This window comes from Promicromonospora sp. NPDC057488, assembly GCF_042802395.1.
Classification (GTDB): Bacteria; Actinomycetota; Actinomycetes; order Actinomycetales; family Cellulomonadaceae; genus Promicromonospora.
The window spans coordinates 1-13,570 of record NZ_JBHVEG010000168.1 but is presented as its reverse complement, the minus strand read 5'-3'; the positions used below and the strand labels follow the sequence as shown (position 1 = coordinate 13,570).

The window sequence follows — 13,570 nt, the reverse complement described above, 5'->3', positions numbered from 1 at the left end:
GGCGCTGATCAGCGCTCCGGCCCCGTTTCCGTACGTCGAGGGTGCTACGCGCTCTTCTCGCGCGGCTGACGGCCCCGCACGGGGCTCTTGCGCGGCACGACGGTCGGGTTCACGTTGTCGAGCACCACGGAGCGGGTGATGACCACGCGCTCGACGTCGTCGCGGCTCGGCACGTCGAACATGACCTGCTGGAGCACCTCTTCGAGGATGGCCCGCAGGCCGCGCGCCCCGGTGCCGCGGAGCAGGGCCTGCTCGGCGATCGCCTCGACGGCCTCCTCGTCGAACTCCAGCTCCACGCCGTCGATCTCGAACATGCGCTTGTACTGCTTCACCAGCGCGTTCTTGGGCTCCGTCAGGATCCGGACCAGCGCGTCGCGGTCGAGGGAGGAGACGGAGGCGATGACGGGCAGGCGGCCGATGAACTCGGGGATCAGGCCGTACTTCTGCAGGTCCTCGGGTCGCACCTCGGCGAAGAGGTCCTCGTCCCGGGCGATGGACTCCATGGGGGCGCTGAACCCGATGCCGCGCTTGCGGGACCGGGCGGCCACGATGTCGTCCAGGCCGGCGAAGGCGCCGGCCACGATGAACAGCACGTTCGTGGTGTCGATCTGGATGAACTCCTGGTGCGGGTGCTTGCGCCCGCCCTGCGGCGGCACCGACGCGGTGGTGCCCTCGATGATCTTCAGGAGTGCTTGCTGGACGCCCTCGCCGGAGACGTCGCGCGTGATCGACGGGTTCTCGGCCTTGCGGGCCACCTTGTCGACCTCGTCGATGTAGATGATGCCCGTCTCGGCCTTCTTGACGTCGTAGTCCGCGGCCTGGATGAGCTTGAGGAGGATGTTCTCGACGTCCTCGCCCACGTAGCCGGCCTCGGTCAGCGCTGTCGCGTCCGCGATGGCGAACGGCACGTTGAGCATCTTCGCGAGCGTCTGCGCCAGATACGTCTTGCCCGTGCCCGTGGGGCCGATGAGCAGGATGTTCGACTTGGCGATCTCGACCGGGTCCTGGTCGTCGGGGTTGATCGAGCGCCCGGCCTCGCCGGCCTGGATGCGCTTGTAGTGGTTGTAGACGGCGACGGCCAGGGCGCGCTTGGCGGGGTCCTGGCCGATGATGTACTGCTCGAGGAAGTCGAAGATCTCGCGCGGCTTGGGCAGCTCTGTCAGACCGAGCTCCGCAGCCTCACCGAGCTCTTCCTCGATGATCTCGTTGCACAGCTCGATGCACTCGTCGCAGATGTAGACGCCGGGTCCGGCGATCAGCTTCTTCACCTGCTTCTGCGACTTGCCACAGAAGTTGCACTTCAGCAGTTCCGCGCCGTCACCGATTCGCGCCACTACCTGTCTCCTCGCCTTGTGCACCCTCGCGGAGTCCTGCACGGGCCGGCTGGCCCAGCAGATCCGCGACGTCGAGCGGTCTCAGATCCATTTCACACCACCGGTGGCCTGTTGTCAGCCGGGCGGCCCGGCGGGTCGCCCGACCGATTTTCACCAGATCATGACAATTTTGTCAGATTCTGCGCGGCGTGTCCCACAATGCCCGACGCCGGGGCAGATCGTCCACCGCTATTGGTGGCACGGCCCCGGCGCCGGGAGGCTGCGGCCTCGGACGGACCGACCGGAGGGTCAGTTCGTCACGACCGCGACGGGCTTGCGCGACTGGAGCACCTCGTCCACCAGGCCATACTCCTTGGCCTGAGCGGCGGTGAGGATCTTGTCGCGCTCGATGTCGTCGCGCACCTGCTCCTGCGTCTTGCCGCTGTGCGTCGCGAGCGTCAGCTCGAGCCACTCCCGCATGCGGATCAGCTCGTTCGCGTGGATCTCGATGTCCGAGGCCTGCGCGTAGCCGCCACCCTCCATCGCGGGCTGGTGGATCAGCACGCGCGAGTTCGGCAGCGCGAGACGCTTGCCCGGCTGGCCGGCGGCCAGCAGGACCGCGGCGGCCGACGCGGCCTGACCCAGGCACACGGTCTGGATCTGCGGCTTGATGAACTGCATGGTGTCGTACAGCGCCGTCATGGCTGTGAACGAGCCACCCGGCGAGTTGATGTACATCATCACGTCGCGGTCCGGGTCCTGGGTCTCCAGGACCAGGAGCTGGGCCATGACGTCGTCCGCGGACGCGTCGTCGACCTGGACGCCCAGGAAGATGATGCGGTCCTCGAACAGCTTGGTGTACGGGTCCTGGCGCTTGAAGCCGTACGCGGTGCGCTCCTCGAACTGCGGGAGCACGTAGCGTGCGGACGGCATGGCGCCGGCGGTGGCAAAAGGCATCCGTGCACCCGAACGGGCGCCGGCGAGGCGCTCTGCGGCTGCGACGAACTGGGCTTCAGGACTCACGGTCATCTCCTCTTGAGAAAGCTCTTGATGCGTTTCCGGGCGGTCAGCTGTTCATGCCGCCGCCGCCGGCCAGCGCAGCGGTCTCGACGACGTGGTCGACGAAGCCGTACTCCAGTGCCTCGGAGGCCGTGAACCAGTTGTCGCGGTCGTTGTCCTTGATGATCGTCTCGAGCGACTGACCGGTCTGCTCGGCGGTCAGCTCGGCGAGCACCTTCTTCATGTGCATGATGAGCTGCGCACCGATCCGCACGTCGGTGGCCGTGCCACCGATCCCGCCGGACGGCTGGTGCATCAGCACGCGGGCGTGCGGCGTGATGTAGCGCTTGCCCTTGGTGCCGGAGGACAGCAGGAACTGCCCCATGGAGGCCGCCATGCCCATCGCGACCGTCGCCACGTCCGGCTTGATGAACTGCATGGTGTCGTAGATCGCCATACCGGCCGTGATGGAGCCGCCCGGCGAGTTGATGTACAGCCAGATGTCCTTGTCGGGGTCCTCGGCCGCGAGAAGCATCATCTGCGCGCTGATCGCGTTCGCGTTCTCGTCGCGCACCTCCGACCCCAGCCAGATGATGCGCTCCTTGAGCAGCCGGTTGTAGATGGAGTCGTTGAGCCCGAATCCAGCACCCTCCGCCCGTGCTACCGGCCCGGCATCCATCCGCAGCAGATCGTTCACGTCCATCTCCTCGGTTCTGACTCTCGTCTGTGGACCACGTCCTAAGACGTCGTGTCGCTCGACCCTAACGTGCCTCGTGCCGCCAGAACTTCCGATTCGGCGGCCGTTTCGCCTACAGCGCACCGGTGCTGCCCACGGCGAAGTCGGACCGAACGCGGACGGCGGTCCGCACCCTCGCGCGAAGGGTGCGGACCGCCGTCGGACGTCCTGCTCCGGCCCGTCCGGGCCGGGGGTGCGTCAGGCCTTCGCCGGCTCCGACGTCTCGGCCTCGGTGCCCTCGGGCTCCTCGGCGTCGGCGGCCTCCTGGGCCTGCGCCACGGCGTCGCTCAGCGCGGCCTGGGCCTCGTCGGCCTCGTCCGAGCCGATGAACTCGCTCAGGTCCACGACGTTGCCGTCGGAGTCCTTGACCTCGATCTGGCGCAGCGCGACCGCGAGGGCCTTCGAGCGCGCGACCTCGCCGACCATGGCCGGGATCTGCCCGCCCTGCTCGAGGGTCTTGATGAACTCGCTCGGCTCCATGCCGTACTGCTGCGAGGCGCTCACCAGGTACTCGACGAGCTCGCCCTGGCTGACCTGAACCTTGAGCTTCTCGGCGAGGGTGTCGAGCAGGATCTGGTTCTTGATGGCCTTGGTGGCGTCCTCGGTGACCTCGGCACGGTGCTCGTCGTCCTCGAGGCGGCTCTCGGACTCGAGGTGACGGTGCACCTCGGCCTCGACCACGCCGGACGGCACGGGGACCTCGACGGTCTCCAGCAGCTTCTCCATGAGGGCGTCACGCGCGGTGACGGCCTGGTTGGAGGTCTTGATGCCGGCGACCTGGGTCTTCAGGTCGTCCTTGAGCTCCTCCAGCGTGTCGAACTCCGAGGCGAGCTGGGCGAAGTCGTCGTCCACCTCGGGCAGGTCGCGCTGCTTGACGGAGGTCGCCGTGACGGTCACGTCGGCGTCCTGGCCCTCGTGGTCTCCGCCGGCCAGCGGCGCCTTGAAGGTGGTGGTCTCCTCGGCGGACAGGCCGGTCAGGGCCTCGTCCAGCCCCTCGAGCATGTTGCCCGAGCCGATCTGGTACGAGACGCCCGACACGGAGTCGACCTCCTCGTCACCGATGACGGCCTTCAGGTCGATGACGACGTAGTCGCCCTCGACGGCGGGGCGGTCCACGCCCACGAGGGTGCCGAAGCGCTCGCGCAGGGCGTCCAGGCGCTCGGTGACGTCCTCGTCGGTCACCTCGGTGGAGTCGACGGTCAGCTCGACGTCGGAGAGCTCGGGGAGCTCGATCTCGGGGCGGACCTCGACCTCGGCGGTGAACTTCAGCTGGCCCTCGCCGGCCTTCGCCGGGACCTCGGTCACGTCGACCTCGGGCTGGGCGAGCGGACGCAGGTCGGTCTCGCCGAGCGCGTCACGGTAGAACCCGGAGAGCCCGTCGTTCACGGCGTGCTCGATCACGGCACCCCAGCCGACCCGCTGCTCGATGATGCGCGGCGGGACCTTGCCCTTGCGGAACCCGGGGACGTTCACCTGCTCCGCGATGTGCTCGTAGGCGTGATCGATGCTCGGCTTGAGCTCGTCGTAGTCCACCTCGACGGTCAGCTTGACCTTGGTGGGCTCCAAGGTCTCGACGGCGCTCTTCACTTCGATGGTCTCCAGAATGTCGGGGGTGCGCGCACGCCGGCGTACTGCGTCCCGGGTGGCGCGGGGATGCTCTGCTCTGTTGCTCAGCTGCTCGCTGACAGCGACGTACGACAGGCGCACGGGCAACCCGTCCATGGTACGCCTGGACGCCACGGGCGCCGAATGCAGACGGGTGGCCTGCGGCACAGCGGCCGCAGACCCGTCAGCGCCCCATCCCCGCGGTGAGACCCGCGACGATCTGGCGCGTCGCGACGAGGAACAGCACCACGAGCGGCAGCGTCGCGATGACCAGGCCCGCGAACAGGGTGGACCAGGAGGTCTGGTACTCGCCGAAGAAGGTCGTCAGGCCCACGGGCAGCGTGTACTGCGCCCGGTCGCGCACGAGGATGAGCGGGTAGAAGAAGTCGTTCCAGATGGGCACGAAGCGGAAGACCACCACCGTCGCGACGGCGGGCCGCACCAGCGGCAGCAGCACCGACCAGAAGGTGCGCAGCGGGCCGGCGCCGTCGATCCGGGCGGCGTCCTCCAGGTCGACCGGGAGCTGGCGCAGGAACGTGGCCAGGACGAACACCGAGAACGGGATCGAGACGGCGGAGTAGACCAGGATCAGCCCCGTCCGCGTGGATGCGAGCCCGATCGTGTCGAGCAGGTAGAAGATCGGCACGATCATCAGGAACACGGGCATCATCAGGCCCGAGACGAAGACCTGCTCGATCACCGTCATGAGCCGCGACCGGGACCGCGCCAGCGCGTAGGCCGCCAGCAGCGACACCGCCGTCGACAGCAGGACGGACAGCGTGGTGACCAGCACCGAGTTGAGGAAGTAGGTCGAGAACGACGCCTCGACCCACGCCTCGCGGTAGGCGTCCAGCGACGGGCTGTGCGGCAGGCCGAGCGGCTCCACCACCAGCTCCTGGTCGGTGCGGAACGAGTTCCACACCATGATCAGCAGCGGCAGCAGCGCGACGGCGGCGTAGCCCCACAGCAGGGTGCTGACCGCCGCGCGCCTCACGTCAGCCTCCGCTCGACGCGGCGGAACCACTGCGTGAACAGCACCGAGATGCCGACGATCACCAGGAACAGCACGATCGCCACGGCCGACGAGATGCCGATCGCGTTGGAGGCGCCCGAGTGGAACGCCGTCCGGTAGAAGAGGAGCGACATGACGTCGGTGGCGCCGGCCGGGCTGCCGCTGGATCCGCCCAGGGCGTACGGGATCGGGAACGCCTCCATGGAGAAGATGAACGTCAGCACGCTCACCGTGCCGATCACCGGCAGCAGGAGCGGCAGCGTGACGTGCCAGAACCGCTGGCGGGAGGTCGCGCCGTCGAGCATCGCGGCCTCCTCGATCGCCGGGTCGAGCGCGCCGAGCGCGGCGCCGTAGACCAGCAGGGGGAAGCCGACCCACTGCCACGCGGTCACGAGCACGACCACCCACAGGGCGGTGTCGGGGTCGCCCAGCCAGGGCTGGGCCACCGCGTCGAGGCCGACGGCGCGCAGCGCGGCGTTGACCGGGCCGAACAGCGGCGAGAGCAGCAGCGACCAGAGGTAGCCCACGACCAGCGGCGAGACCAGGTACGGCATGGTGTACAGCACCTGGAACAGCCGGCGCAGGCGGCCGCGGTGGTGCAGCGCGTAGGCCAGCAGCAGGCCCACCGAGTTCTGCACCACCATCGCCCCGGCGAACAGCAGCGCGTTGTGCCCGAACGCGCGCGGGAGCTGGGTCGCGTACGGCTCGGTGGTGAACAGCGCGACGAAGTTGTCCAGCCCCACGAACGCGTCCTGCGCGGTGCCGCGCCAGGAGAACAGCGAGTAGGTCAGCGCCGTCGCCATCGGGTAGAGCACGAACACCGCGAACAGCGCGGCCGCGGGCAGCAGGAAGAGCAGCGCGACCGGCGTGGGCAGGGCCGCGGCTCGACGACGCCGGCTCACTCGCCCGGCGTCCACCAGGCCGACAGGCCGTCCTGGATCACGTCGGCGGCACCCTCGGCGTCGGTGTCGCCGAGGAACAGCTTCTGGCCCGCCTCACCCATCAGGTCCGTGCCGACCGGGTCGCCGTAGCGGTAGTCGACGAGCAGGAGGTACGGCGCGGGGTTCTCCAGGTACAGGTCCCACATCTCCTGCTGCAGCGGGTCGGAGAACTCGACACCGGGGATCGGCGAGAACTGCTTGAGCTCGTCGGCCACGAGCTGCCCGAACTCGGGCGTGGCCAGCCAGTTCAGCAGGGTCTCGGCCTCCTCGGGGTGCTCCGTGGTGGCCGACAGGCCCCAGCTCCCGTCCGCGTACCCGGCGCTGACCGGGTGGTCCAGGGCCGAGCCGGGCGGCGGGGGCACCTGGAAGACGCCGAGGTCCAGGTCGGGGTTGGCGTCCTGGAAGAACGCGAGCTCGTACGAGCCGCCGGCGAACATCGCGGCCTGCTCCGAGGTGAACAGCACCTGCGCGTCCGTGTACGGCACGCCGGTGACGTCGTCGGGCATGTACTGCTGGAGGTCCGCCAGGGTCTGGATCGAGTCGACGTAGGCCGGGTCCGTGAAGTCGGTCGCGCCGTCGCGCAGGGCCTGCTGGAAGTCGGCGCCGCCGTACTGGGCGGCGGTCAGGGCGTCGTGCACCGTCGGTACGAACCAGCCGTCGCGTGCGCCGACCGCGAGCGGCGTGACGTCGTGCTCGAGGAGCGTGTCGTTCAGGGCGATGAAGTCGTCCCAGGTCTCGGGCTCGGCCAGCCCGTGCTCCTCGAAGATCGCGGTGTTGTAGTAGACCTGGATGGTCTGGCTGGCCAGCGGCACGCCGTAGACGGCGCCGTCCTCCCGGCCGCGCGAGCCGTCGAGGATGGCGTCGTCGAAGTCCGCGAGCGCCGGGACGACGTCCTCCAGCGGCTGCAGGTTGCCGCCCTCGACGAGCGGCTGGAGCAGGCCGTAGGACCGCACCTGGGCGATGTCGGGGCCGTCGGACCCGGTCAGGCCGGTGCGCAGGATCTGGTCGTACTCGGTGTTGAGGTGGGCCTGGAAGTTCACCGTGATGCAGGGGTTGGCCTGCTCGAACACGTCGAAGATCTGCTCGTACGTCTTGACGTCCTCGGTGCGCCAGGACCAGACGTCCAGGGCGACGGCGTCGCCGTCGCACCCCTCCCCCGCCGCCGCGCCCGGCTCGGGGCTGTCCGCGGACGGCGCGCATGCGCCGAGGGTCAGCGCCACGAGTGCTGCGGCGGCTGTGGCGAGGGTCTTTCTGCGGCTCATGCGGCGGACGCTGCCGGTCGGAGGTCGAGGTGTCAAGCATTTCGACCGAATCGATACGTCGTGTCGGGATCCGCTACCTGGCGCGGGTCGCGTGCCGTGCGATGCGCCGGGCGTCGGCCGCCATCTCGAGGAGCATGCCGCTGATCGGGTTGGTGAAACCCGTGAAGTAGAGGCCGGGCGCGGCCGGGCGGCCGTTGGTCACGAGGGGCTTTCCGCGCTCGCCGAGCACCCCGAGGTGGCCCAGCACGGGTTCGAGCGCGCGCCGGTAGCCGGTGGCGGCGAGGACGACGTCGGGGGTCAGCCGGGCGCCGTCGGCCAGGACCACCTCGGCGCCGTCGAACCGGTCGATGGCGCGCACCACGCGCACGGTGCCGGCCTGGACGGCGGCGACGATGCCGATGTCCTGCAGGGGGACGGAGCCCTGGGCGACGCGGGTCGCGATGCCAACGTCCGGGATCGGCAGCCCGAGGTCGGACAGGTCGGGTACGCCGGCCTTGCGGACGGCCACGCCGACGGCGTCGACGAGGGCGCCCGGCAGGTGTCGCACCAGCACGCCCGTGTACTGCGCGGCCCACGGGCCCTGGTTGCGGGGCACGATGTGCGGCGGCGTCCGGACGGCGAGGTGGACGCTCGCGGCGCCGTTCTCGGCGAGGTCCTGCGCGATCTCGGCGCCGGTGTTGCCGACGCCCGCGACCAGCACGTGCTTGCCCGCGTACGGGGCCGGGTTCCGGTAGCGGCTCGCGTGCGTGACCTCGCCGGGAAAGCCGTCCTGGCCGGGCCAGTCCGGCAGGTGGGGCGTGTGGTTGTACCCGGTCGCGACGACGACGGCGTCGGCCGTGCGGGTGCCGTCGGTGGTGCTGATCGTCCAGCGGCGCGCTGCGTCGCCGTCGGCGGCGAGCCGGTCGAGGCGGGTGACCTCGACGCCGTGCTCGATCCGCAGGCCGTGGTGGGCGGCGTACGCCTCCAGGTAGCGGACGACGTCGTCGCGCGCCACCCAGCGGCCGTACTCACGTGGGATGGCGAGGCCGGGCAGCTTCGAGAGGCCGCGCGTCGTGTGCAGGTGGAGGCGGTCGTAGTGGTGGCGCCAGGCGTTGCCGACGTGCTCCGACTTCTCGAGCACGGTGACGTAGGCACCCCTGGCCTGGAGGGTGGCTGCGGCGGCGAGGCCTGCGGGTCCGGCGCCGATGACGGACACGGTGAGAACCATGGATGGAGCGTAGTGCTCTCCTCCTCCTACTCTGCGGCAGCGGCGGGGTGAGAACAAGACTGCAGTTTCTGGAGCAAAAAACGGACACTCGAGGGGGGCGGCGAGGGGCGCCGTCCGCACCGGGAGGACACCGATGGCAGACATCTGGGACCCGCACGGCAGCCTGCGCCGCATGCTGTGGATCGGCGGCGCGCAGTGGGCCGGCAAGACGACCGTCAGCGACCTGGTCGCCGACCGGCACGGGCTGGCGGCCTACCACTACGACTACCACGCCTCCCGCGGCCACCAGGACCGGTGGGTCGCCCGACGGATCGCGCAGGGGGAGCCCGCGGTGGGTCCCGACGCCGAGGAGCTCTGGGTCAACCACGACCCCGCGACCTTGGCGGCCCAGGTCCTGGCCGGCTTCCCGGCCACGTTCGAGTGGGTGCTCGACGACCTGCGCGCGTGGTTCACGGCCCGCCCCGCCATCGCCGAGGGCTGGGGGCTGCGGCCGGAGCTGGTCGCGCCCCTGATCGACTCGCCCCGCCGCATGGTGGTGCTGGTCCCGACCGAGGAGTTCCGCCGGCACCAGCTCCGCACCGTGCCCCGGGCGCTCGCCGTGGAAGCTCCGGTCAGCGACCCGGCGCTCGCCCAGGCCAACCGCATCGAGCGCGACCGCCTGATCGCCGACGACGTGGTGCGCAACGCGCGGCGGCTCAGCGTCCGGGTGATCGAGGTGGACGGGACGCGTGACGCGACCGCGGTGGCGGCGGAGGTCGCGGACGTGTTCGCGCCCTGGTTACCCGCGCCGTCGCCGGTCGGGTGAGGACGCCGGCCGCTCAGTCGAGGGGCGGGCCCCAGAGGAGCCTGTGCTCGCGGAAAGCCAGCGTGTCCGCCGAGGTCTCGACGATCACGGCGAGCAGGTCCGTGGTGGCGGTGGTCGCGTGGATCTCGCCGGGCTCCCAGACCGCGGCCTGACCCGGCTCGATGTCCCAGCGCTCGTCGGCGGCGCCGTCCACGCCCCGCGACGTCACGACGCCCGCGCCGGCCAGGATTGCGAGGACCTGGAGCGACGTCGCGGGGTGCTCGCCCAGCAGGCCGCCCGCGACGATCCGCGCGACGTGGACCGTGGTGCGCTCGGCGTCGAGCACCTGCGGGAGGAAGTCCATGTCGACGCCGTCGCTGCCGAACCGGTCGATCTCCCGGGCGGGGAGCTGGATGATCCGCATCGGACGATCTTCTCGTAGGTCCCCGGGGTTCGTCACGCACAGGGAGAGGGTGCCGGGTGGGCTTGAATTCGTTCACCTCAGACACGTCTGATTCGGCTCAGCCGAATAGTGCAGCAGAGCCGAATCAGACCATGCTGAGCCGAACGTAATTCAGGGCACCCGGCACCCACCGGCTGGGTGTGTCTTACCCACCGACGCCGCGCCACGAACGGCGCCGCTCCGAACGGAGCCTCCGAACGGCGCCGGCGCCCCGCCTAGAAGTCGTCCGGCGTGCGGATCTGGTCGCGGATCCAGCCGCCGGCCTCCTTCAGCCGGTCCGTCCCGTACGAGCCGCCGCCGCAGGTGCCCTCGGTGAAGACCGCGCCGGAGCGGTGGTCGTCGGAGAAGTTCCAGTTGGTCCAGCTGATCTTCTTCTGCGCCGCGAGGTCGAGGTAGCGCTGCGCCATCGCGAAGTCGTTGGCGCCCTCCCCGGCGTAGTCCTGGGTGCCGAACTCCGTGATGAACATCGGGATCCGGTCGGCGGCCCGGGACAGCGCGTCCAGGTACTCCTGGCCGTGCGACGCCGCGTAGAAGTGGAACGTGTACATGACGTTGGAGGCGTTGACCGGGTTGTTCACGACCTCGGACTCGCTCGCCCCGTCGGACACGCCCAGCGAGGACCAGGCGCGCGTGCCGAGCAGGATGACGGCGTCCGGGTCCTTCGCGCGGACCACGGGGACGATCTGCTCGTGGTAGCCCTTGATGGTCTGCCACGACACCCCGTTGGGCTCGTTCGCGACCTCGTAGATGATGTTGTTCCTGCCGTTGTTCCGCTCGGCGACGGCCGTGAAGAACGTCTTGGCGCGCTCGAGGTTGAAGTTGGGGTCCCCCGGGTCGAGCATGTGCCAGTCGACGATGGCGTACAGGCCGCGCTCGCTGAGCATGTCGATGTACTGGTTGACCAGCGCGGTGAACCGCGCCGGGTCGGTCTCGTAGCCGTCCTCCTGCACGTACGTCGAGATGCGCATGACGTCGGCGTTCCAGTCGTACGCGAGGGTGTCGAGGGACGCGTCGTCCACGCACTGCGAGTACCACTGCGTGCCGTGCGTGCTCATGCCGCGCAGCTGGATCTGCTTGCCCTGCTCGTTGCACAGGCGGACGCCGCAGACGCTGAGCTGCCCGTTCGCCTCCACGGGAGTGGCGGCCTGCGGGGCGGCGGCCGGGGCGGCGTCCGGCACGGGCGCTGCCGCCTCGTGCGTGGCGACCGTCATGGCCGAGAGAGTGGGCGCGACGGCCGCCCCTGTCGCCAGCAACGCGGCTGTGGCGACGGCGACGATGATCGGGGCGCGGCGGAGAACCATGATGAGACCACCTCAGATCGGTCAGGAGCCGGAGCAGGCCGGCGTCGTCGCCCGCCTGCTGGTTCAGTCCCAGGGACGCTAGCAAGATGATCGAGCGGGTGATATCCGGGATTACCACACCGCGTCTACGGGACGGGAGGGTCACGGATGGCGTTCTTTGGCCTACGGTGAGCCCCGACCGCATGACTCGCTCACCCCAGGAGAGACCATGAGCACGTCCGTGGAGCTGACCCGGTTCCGGGTGCTGCCCGAGAGGATCGACGCGATGCTGGCGTCGCGGCCGGCGATGATCGCCGACTTCGAGGCCGACCGCACCGGCTTCCTCGGCGCGCGCCTCGTCCAGCTGCCGGACGACGAGTGGCTCGACATCGTGGAGTGGGCCTCGTCGGAGGACTTCGCGGCGTCCCGCCAGAAGGGCGCCAACCGCCCCGGGATCGCCGCGTTCTTCGCGACGATCAGCTCCCTGGTGACCGCCGAGGAGGGCACGCTCGCCGAGCTCGGGTGACTCCGGGATGACATAGTGTCGGGCCGTCCCCTCCGGACCATCACGATCCGGTTGCCGCACCCGAGGTGGGCCCATGACTGTTCCCCTGACCCTGCGCACGCCCGCGCGACCCGCCGACCAGCCGCAGCCCCCGGACCCCACGGTCCTGGCCGCGGCTCTCGACCGGCTGGAGGAGCACGACGGCGGCGCACCGGGCAGGGACGACGCCGAGGTGCTGCTGCACGCCCGCGGCGCCGACCTGGACCGGCTCCTGGCGGTGGCCGGCGCCCTGCGCGACCAGGGGCTGCGCGAGGCCGGCCGGCCCGGCGTCATCACGTACTCCCGCAAGGTGTTCGTGCCGCTGACGCACCTGTGCCAGGACCGCTGCCACTACTGCATCTTCGTGCAGACGCCGGGCAAGCTCGCCAAGGCCGGCATCTCGCCGTACATGTCGGCGGAGGAGGTGCTGGAGGTAGCCCGGCAGGGCGCCGCACTGGGCTGCAAGGAGGCCCTGCTCACCCTCGGTGACCGGCCGGAGAACCGCTGGCCCGTCGCCCGGCAGTGGCTCGACGACCACGGGTACTCCTCGACGCTCGACTACGTGGGCCACATGGCCCGCCTCATCCTCGACGAGACGGGGCTGCTCCCCCACCTCAATCCCGGCGTCATGTCGTGGGCGGAGCTGCAGCGGCTCAAGCCGGTCGGCCCGTCGATGGGCATGATGCTGGAGACCACGTCATCGCGGCTGTGGACCGAGAAGGGCGAGGCGCACTTCGGCTCCCCCGACAAGGACCCGGCCCTGCGGCTGCGCGTGATCGACGACGCCGGCCGCTCCCGCATCCCGTTCACCACCGGCGTGCTGCTGGGCATCGGCGAGAACTACGCCGAGCGCGTGGACTCGATCCTGGCGCTGCGCGACGCGCACGCCCGGCACGGTCACGTGCAGGAGGTGATCGTGCAGAACTTCCGCGCCAAGTCGGCCACGGCCATGATGGGCGCCGCCGACCTGGAGACGCAGGAGTACGCGGCCGCCGTCGCCGTCACGCGGGTGCTGCTCGGCCCGGGGATGCGCGTGCAGGCCCCGCCGAACCTGACCGACGCCGCCGAGCTCCAGCTCCTGGTGCGCGCCGGCATCGACGACTGGGGCGGCGTCAGCCCGCTCACGCCGGACCACGTGAACCCCGAACGGCCCTGGCCGCACATCGAGGACCTGGCCCGGCTCACCGCCGAGGGCGGGTACACGCTGCGCGAGCGGCTGACCGCGCACCCGCACTACCTGCGCGAGGCGCGGGCCGGTGCGGAGTGGCTCGACGACCGGCTGCGCGACCGGGTCCTGGACCTCGCGGACGACTACGGCCTGGCCCGGCACGACGCCCTCCTGGGCGAGTTCCCCTCCTCCACCTCGTCGGTTGCTGGCGACTCCTCGCTGGTCGGGCTTGTCGAGACCCGGGTCTCGACAAGCC

Annotated in this window: 13 protein-coding genes; 3 read left to right on the top strand and 10 right to left on the bottom strand. The window is 70.4% G+C overall.

What is annotated here, in order from left to right; all coding sequences use genetic code 11:
* Positions 1–44 precede the first annotated feature (44 nt).
* The 8 genes from clpX to ACFU5G_RS24440 all read right to left on the bottom strand — a co-directional run bounded on the left by clpX (position 45) and on the right by ACFU5G_RS24440 (position 9,075).
* Entirely contained in the window at positions 45–1,334 is a 1,290-nt protein-coding gene (gene clpX, locus ACFU5G_RS24475; protein ID WP_020016950.1) for an ATP-dependent Clp protease ATP-binding subunit ClpX, read from the bottom strand.
* Between the two features lie 288 nt (positions 1,335–1,622).
* The gene (locus ACFU5G_RS24470) at positions 1,623–2,336 is read right to left on the bottom strand and encodes an ATP-dependent Clp protease proteolytic subunit (RefSeq protein ID WP_377250640.1); all 714 of its coding nucleotides are present in this window, start codon (positions 2,334–2,336) and stop codon (positions 1,623–1,625) included.
* A 43-nt stretch (positions 2,337–2,379) separates the two neighbouring features.
* The gene (locus ACFU5G_RS24465; RefSeq protein WP_281383652.1) at positions 2,380–3,015 is read right to left on the bottom strand and encodes an ATP-dependent Clp protease proteolytic subunit; all 636 of its coding nucleotides are present in this window, start codon (positions 3,013–3,015) and stop codon (positions 2,380–2,382) included.
* 231 nt (positions 3,016–3,246) lie between these two features.
* Positions 3,247–4,635 carry a trigger factor gene (gene tig / locus ACFU5G_RS24460; protein WP_377250642.1) on the bottom strand — a complete coding sequence of 463 codons (1,389 nt, stop codon included), beginning with the start codon at positions 4,633–4,635 and terminating at the stop codon, positions 3,247–3,249.
* 202 nt (positions 4,636–4,837) lie between these two features.
* Complete coding sequence (locus ACFU5G_RS24455) at positions 4,838–5,647, bottom strand: carbohydrate ABC transporter permease (protein ID WP_377250637.1); 810 nt, start codon at positions 5,645–5,647, stop codon at positions 4,838–4,840.
* The gene (locus ACFU5G_RS24450) at positions 5,644–6,567 is read right to left on the bottom strand and encodes a carbohydrate ABC transporter permease (protein ID WP_377250635.1); all 924 of its coding nucleotides are present in this window, start codon (positions 6,565–6,567) and stop codon (positions 5,644–5,646) included. Before ACFU5G_RS24450 ends, ACFU5G_RS24455 begins: the two co-directional genes overlap by 4 nt.
* On the bottom strand, positions 6,564–7,868 hold the full coding sequence (locus ACFU5G_RS24445) for an ABC transporter substrate-binding protein (RefSeq protein WP_377250633.1): 1,305 nt from the start codon (positions 7,866–7,868) through the stop codon (positions 6,564–6,566). Before ACFU5G_RS24445 ends, ACFU5G_RS24450 begins: the two co-directional genes overlap by 4 nt.
* A gap of 73 nt (positions 7,869–7,941) precedes the next feature.
* Positions 7,942–9,075 carry a flavin-containing monooxygenase gene (locus tag ACFU5G_RS24440; RefSeq protein WP_377250630.1) on the bottom strand — a complete coding sequence of 378 codons (1,134 nt, stop codon included), beginning with the start codon at positions 9,073–9,075 and terminating at the stop codon, positions 7,942–7,944.
* A gap of 133 nt (positions 9,076–9,208) precedes the next feature.
* Between ACFU5G_RS24440 and ACFU5G_RS24435 the strand changes: the two genes are divergently transcribed.
* Positions 9,209–9,880 (top strand): hypothetical protein, encoded by a 672-nt coding sequence (locus ACFU5G_RS24435; RefSeq protein WP_377250627.1) that lies wholly within the window; start codon positions 9,209–9,211, stop codon positions 9,878–9,880.
* A gap of 13 nt (positions 9,881–9,893) precedes the next feature.
* On the opposite strand, the gene ACFU5G_RS24430 is transcribed toward ACFU5G_RS24435, so the two are convergent.
* Positions 9,894–10,283: a hypothetical protein gene (locus ACFU5G_RS24430; protein WP_377250624.1), complete on the bottom strand. Its 390-nt coding sequence runs from the start codon at positions 10,281–10,283 to the stop codon at positions 9,894–9,896.
* Positions 10,284–10,537: 254 nt separating this feature from the next.
* Positions 10,538–11,623 carry a glycoside hydrolase family 5 protein gene (locus tag ACFU5G_RS24425; RefSeq protein WP_377250622.1) on the bottom strand — a complete coding sequence of 362 codons (1,086 nt, stop codon included), beginning with the start codon at positions 11,621–11,623 and terminating at the stop codon, positions 10,538–10,540.
* 208 nt (positions 11,624–11,831) lie between these two features.
* Between ACFU5G_RS24425 and ACFU5G_RS24420 the strand changes: the two genes are divergently transcribed.
* Both ACFU5G_RS24420 and cofG read left to right on the top strand, forming a co-directional pair.
* Entirely contained in the window at positions 11,832–12,128 is a 297-nt protein-coding gene (locus ACFU5G_RS24420) for a hypothetical protein (protein WP_377250620.1), read from the top strand.
* Positions 12,129–12,201: 73 nt separating this feature from the next.
* Positions 12,202–13,570: 7,8-didemethyl-8-hydroxy-5-deazariboflavin synthase CofG (gene cofG / locus ACFU5G_RS24415; RefSeq protein WP_377250618.1), on the top strand; the 1,369-nt coding region annotated here is incomplete at its 3' end.

What these genes read in the sequence shown, in the direction of transcription:
- ACFU5G_RS24465 (WP_281383652.1), bottom strand. Translation starts at nt 3,015, where the DNA reads ATGGACGTGAACGATCTGCTGCGGATGGATGCCGGGCCGGTAGCACGG.
- ACFU5G_RS24445 (WP_377250633.1), bottom strand. Translation starts at nt 7,868, where the DNA reads ATGAGCCGCAGAAAGACCCTCGCCACAGCCGCCGCAGCACTCGTGGCG.
- ACFU5G_RS24440 (WP_377250630.1), bottom strand. Translation starts at nt 9,075, where the DNA reads ATGGTTCTCACCGTGTCCGTCATCGGCGCCGGACCCGCAGGCCTCGCC.
- ACFU5G_RS24435 (WP_377250627.1), top strand. Translation starts at nt 9,209, where the DNA reads ATGGCAGACATCTGGGACCCGCACGGCAGCCTGCGCCGCATGCTGTGG.
- ACFU5G_RS24430 (WP_377250624.1), bottom strand. Translation starts at nt 10,283, where the DNA reads ATGCGGATCATCCAGCTCCCCGCCCGGGAGATCGACCGGTTCGGCAGC.
- ACFU5G_RS24425 (WP_377250622.1), bottom strand. Translation starts at nt 11,623, where the DNA reads ATGGTTCTCCGCCGCGCCCCGATCATCGTCGCCGTCGCCACAGCCGCG.
- ACFU5G_RS24420 (WP_377250620.1), top strand. Translation starts at nt 11,832, where the DNA reads ATGAGCACGTCCGTGGAGCTGACCCGGTTCCGGGTGCTGCCCGAGAGG.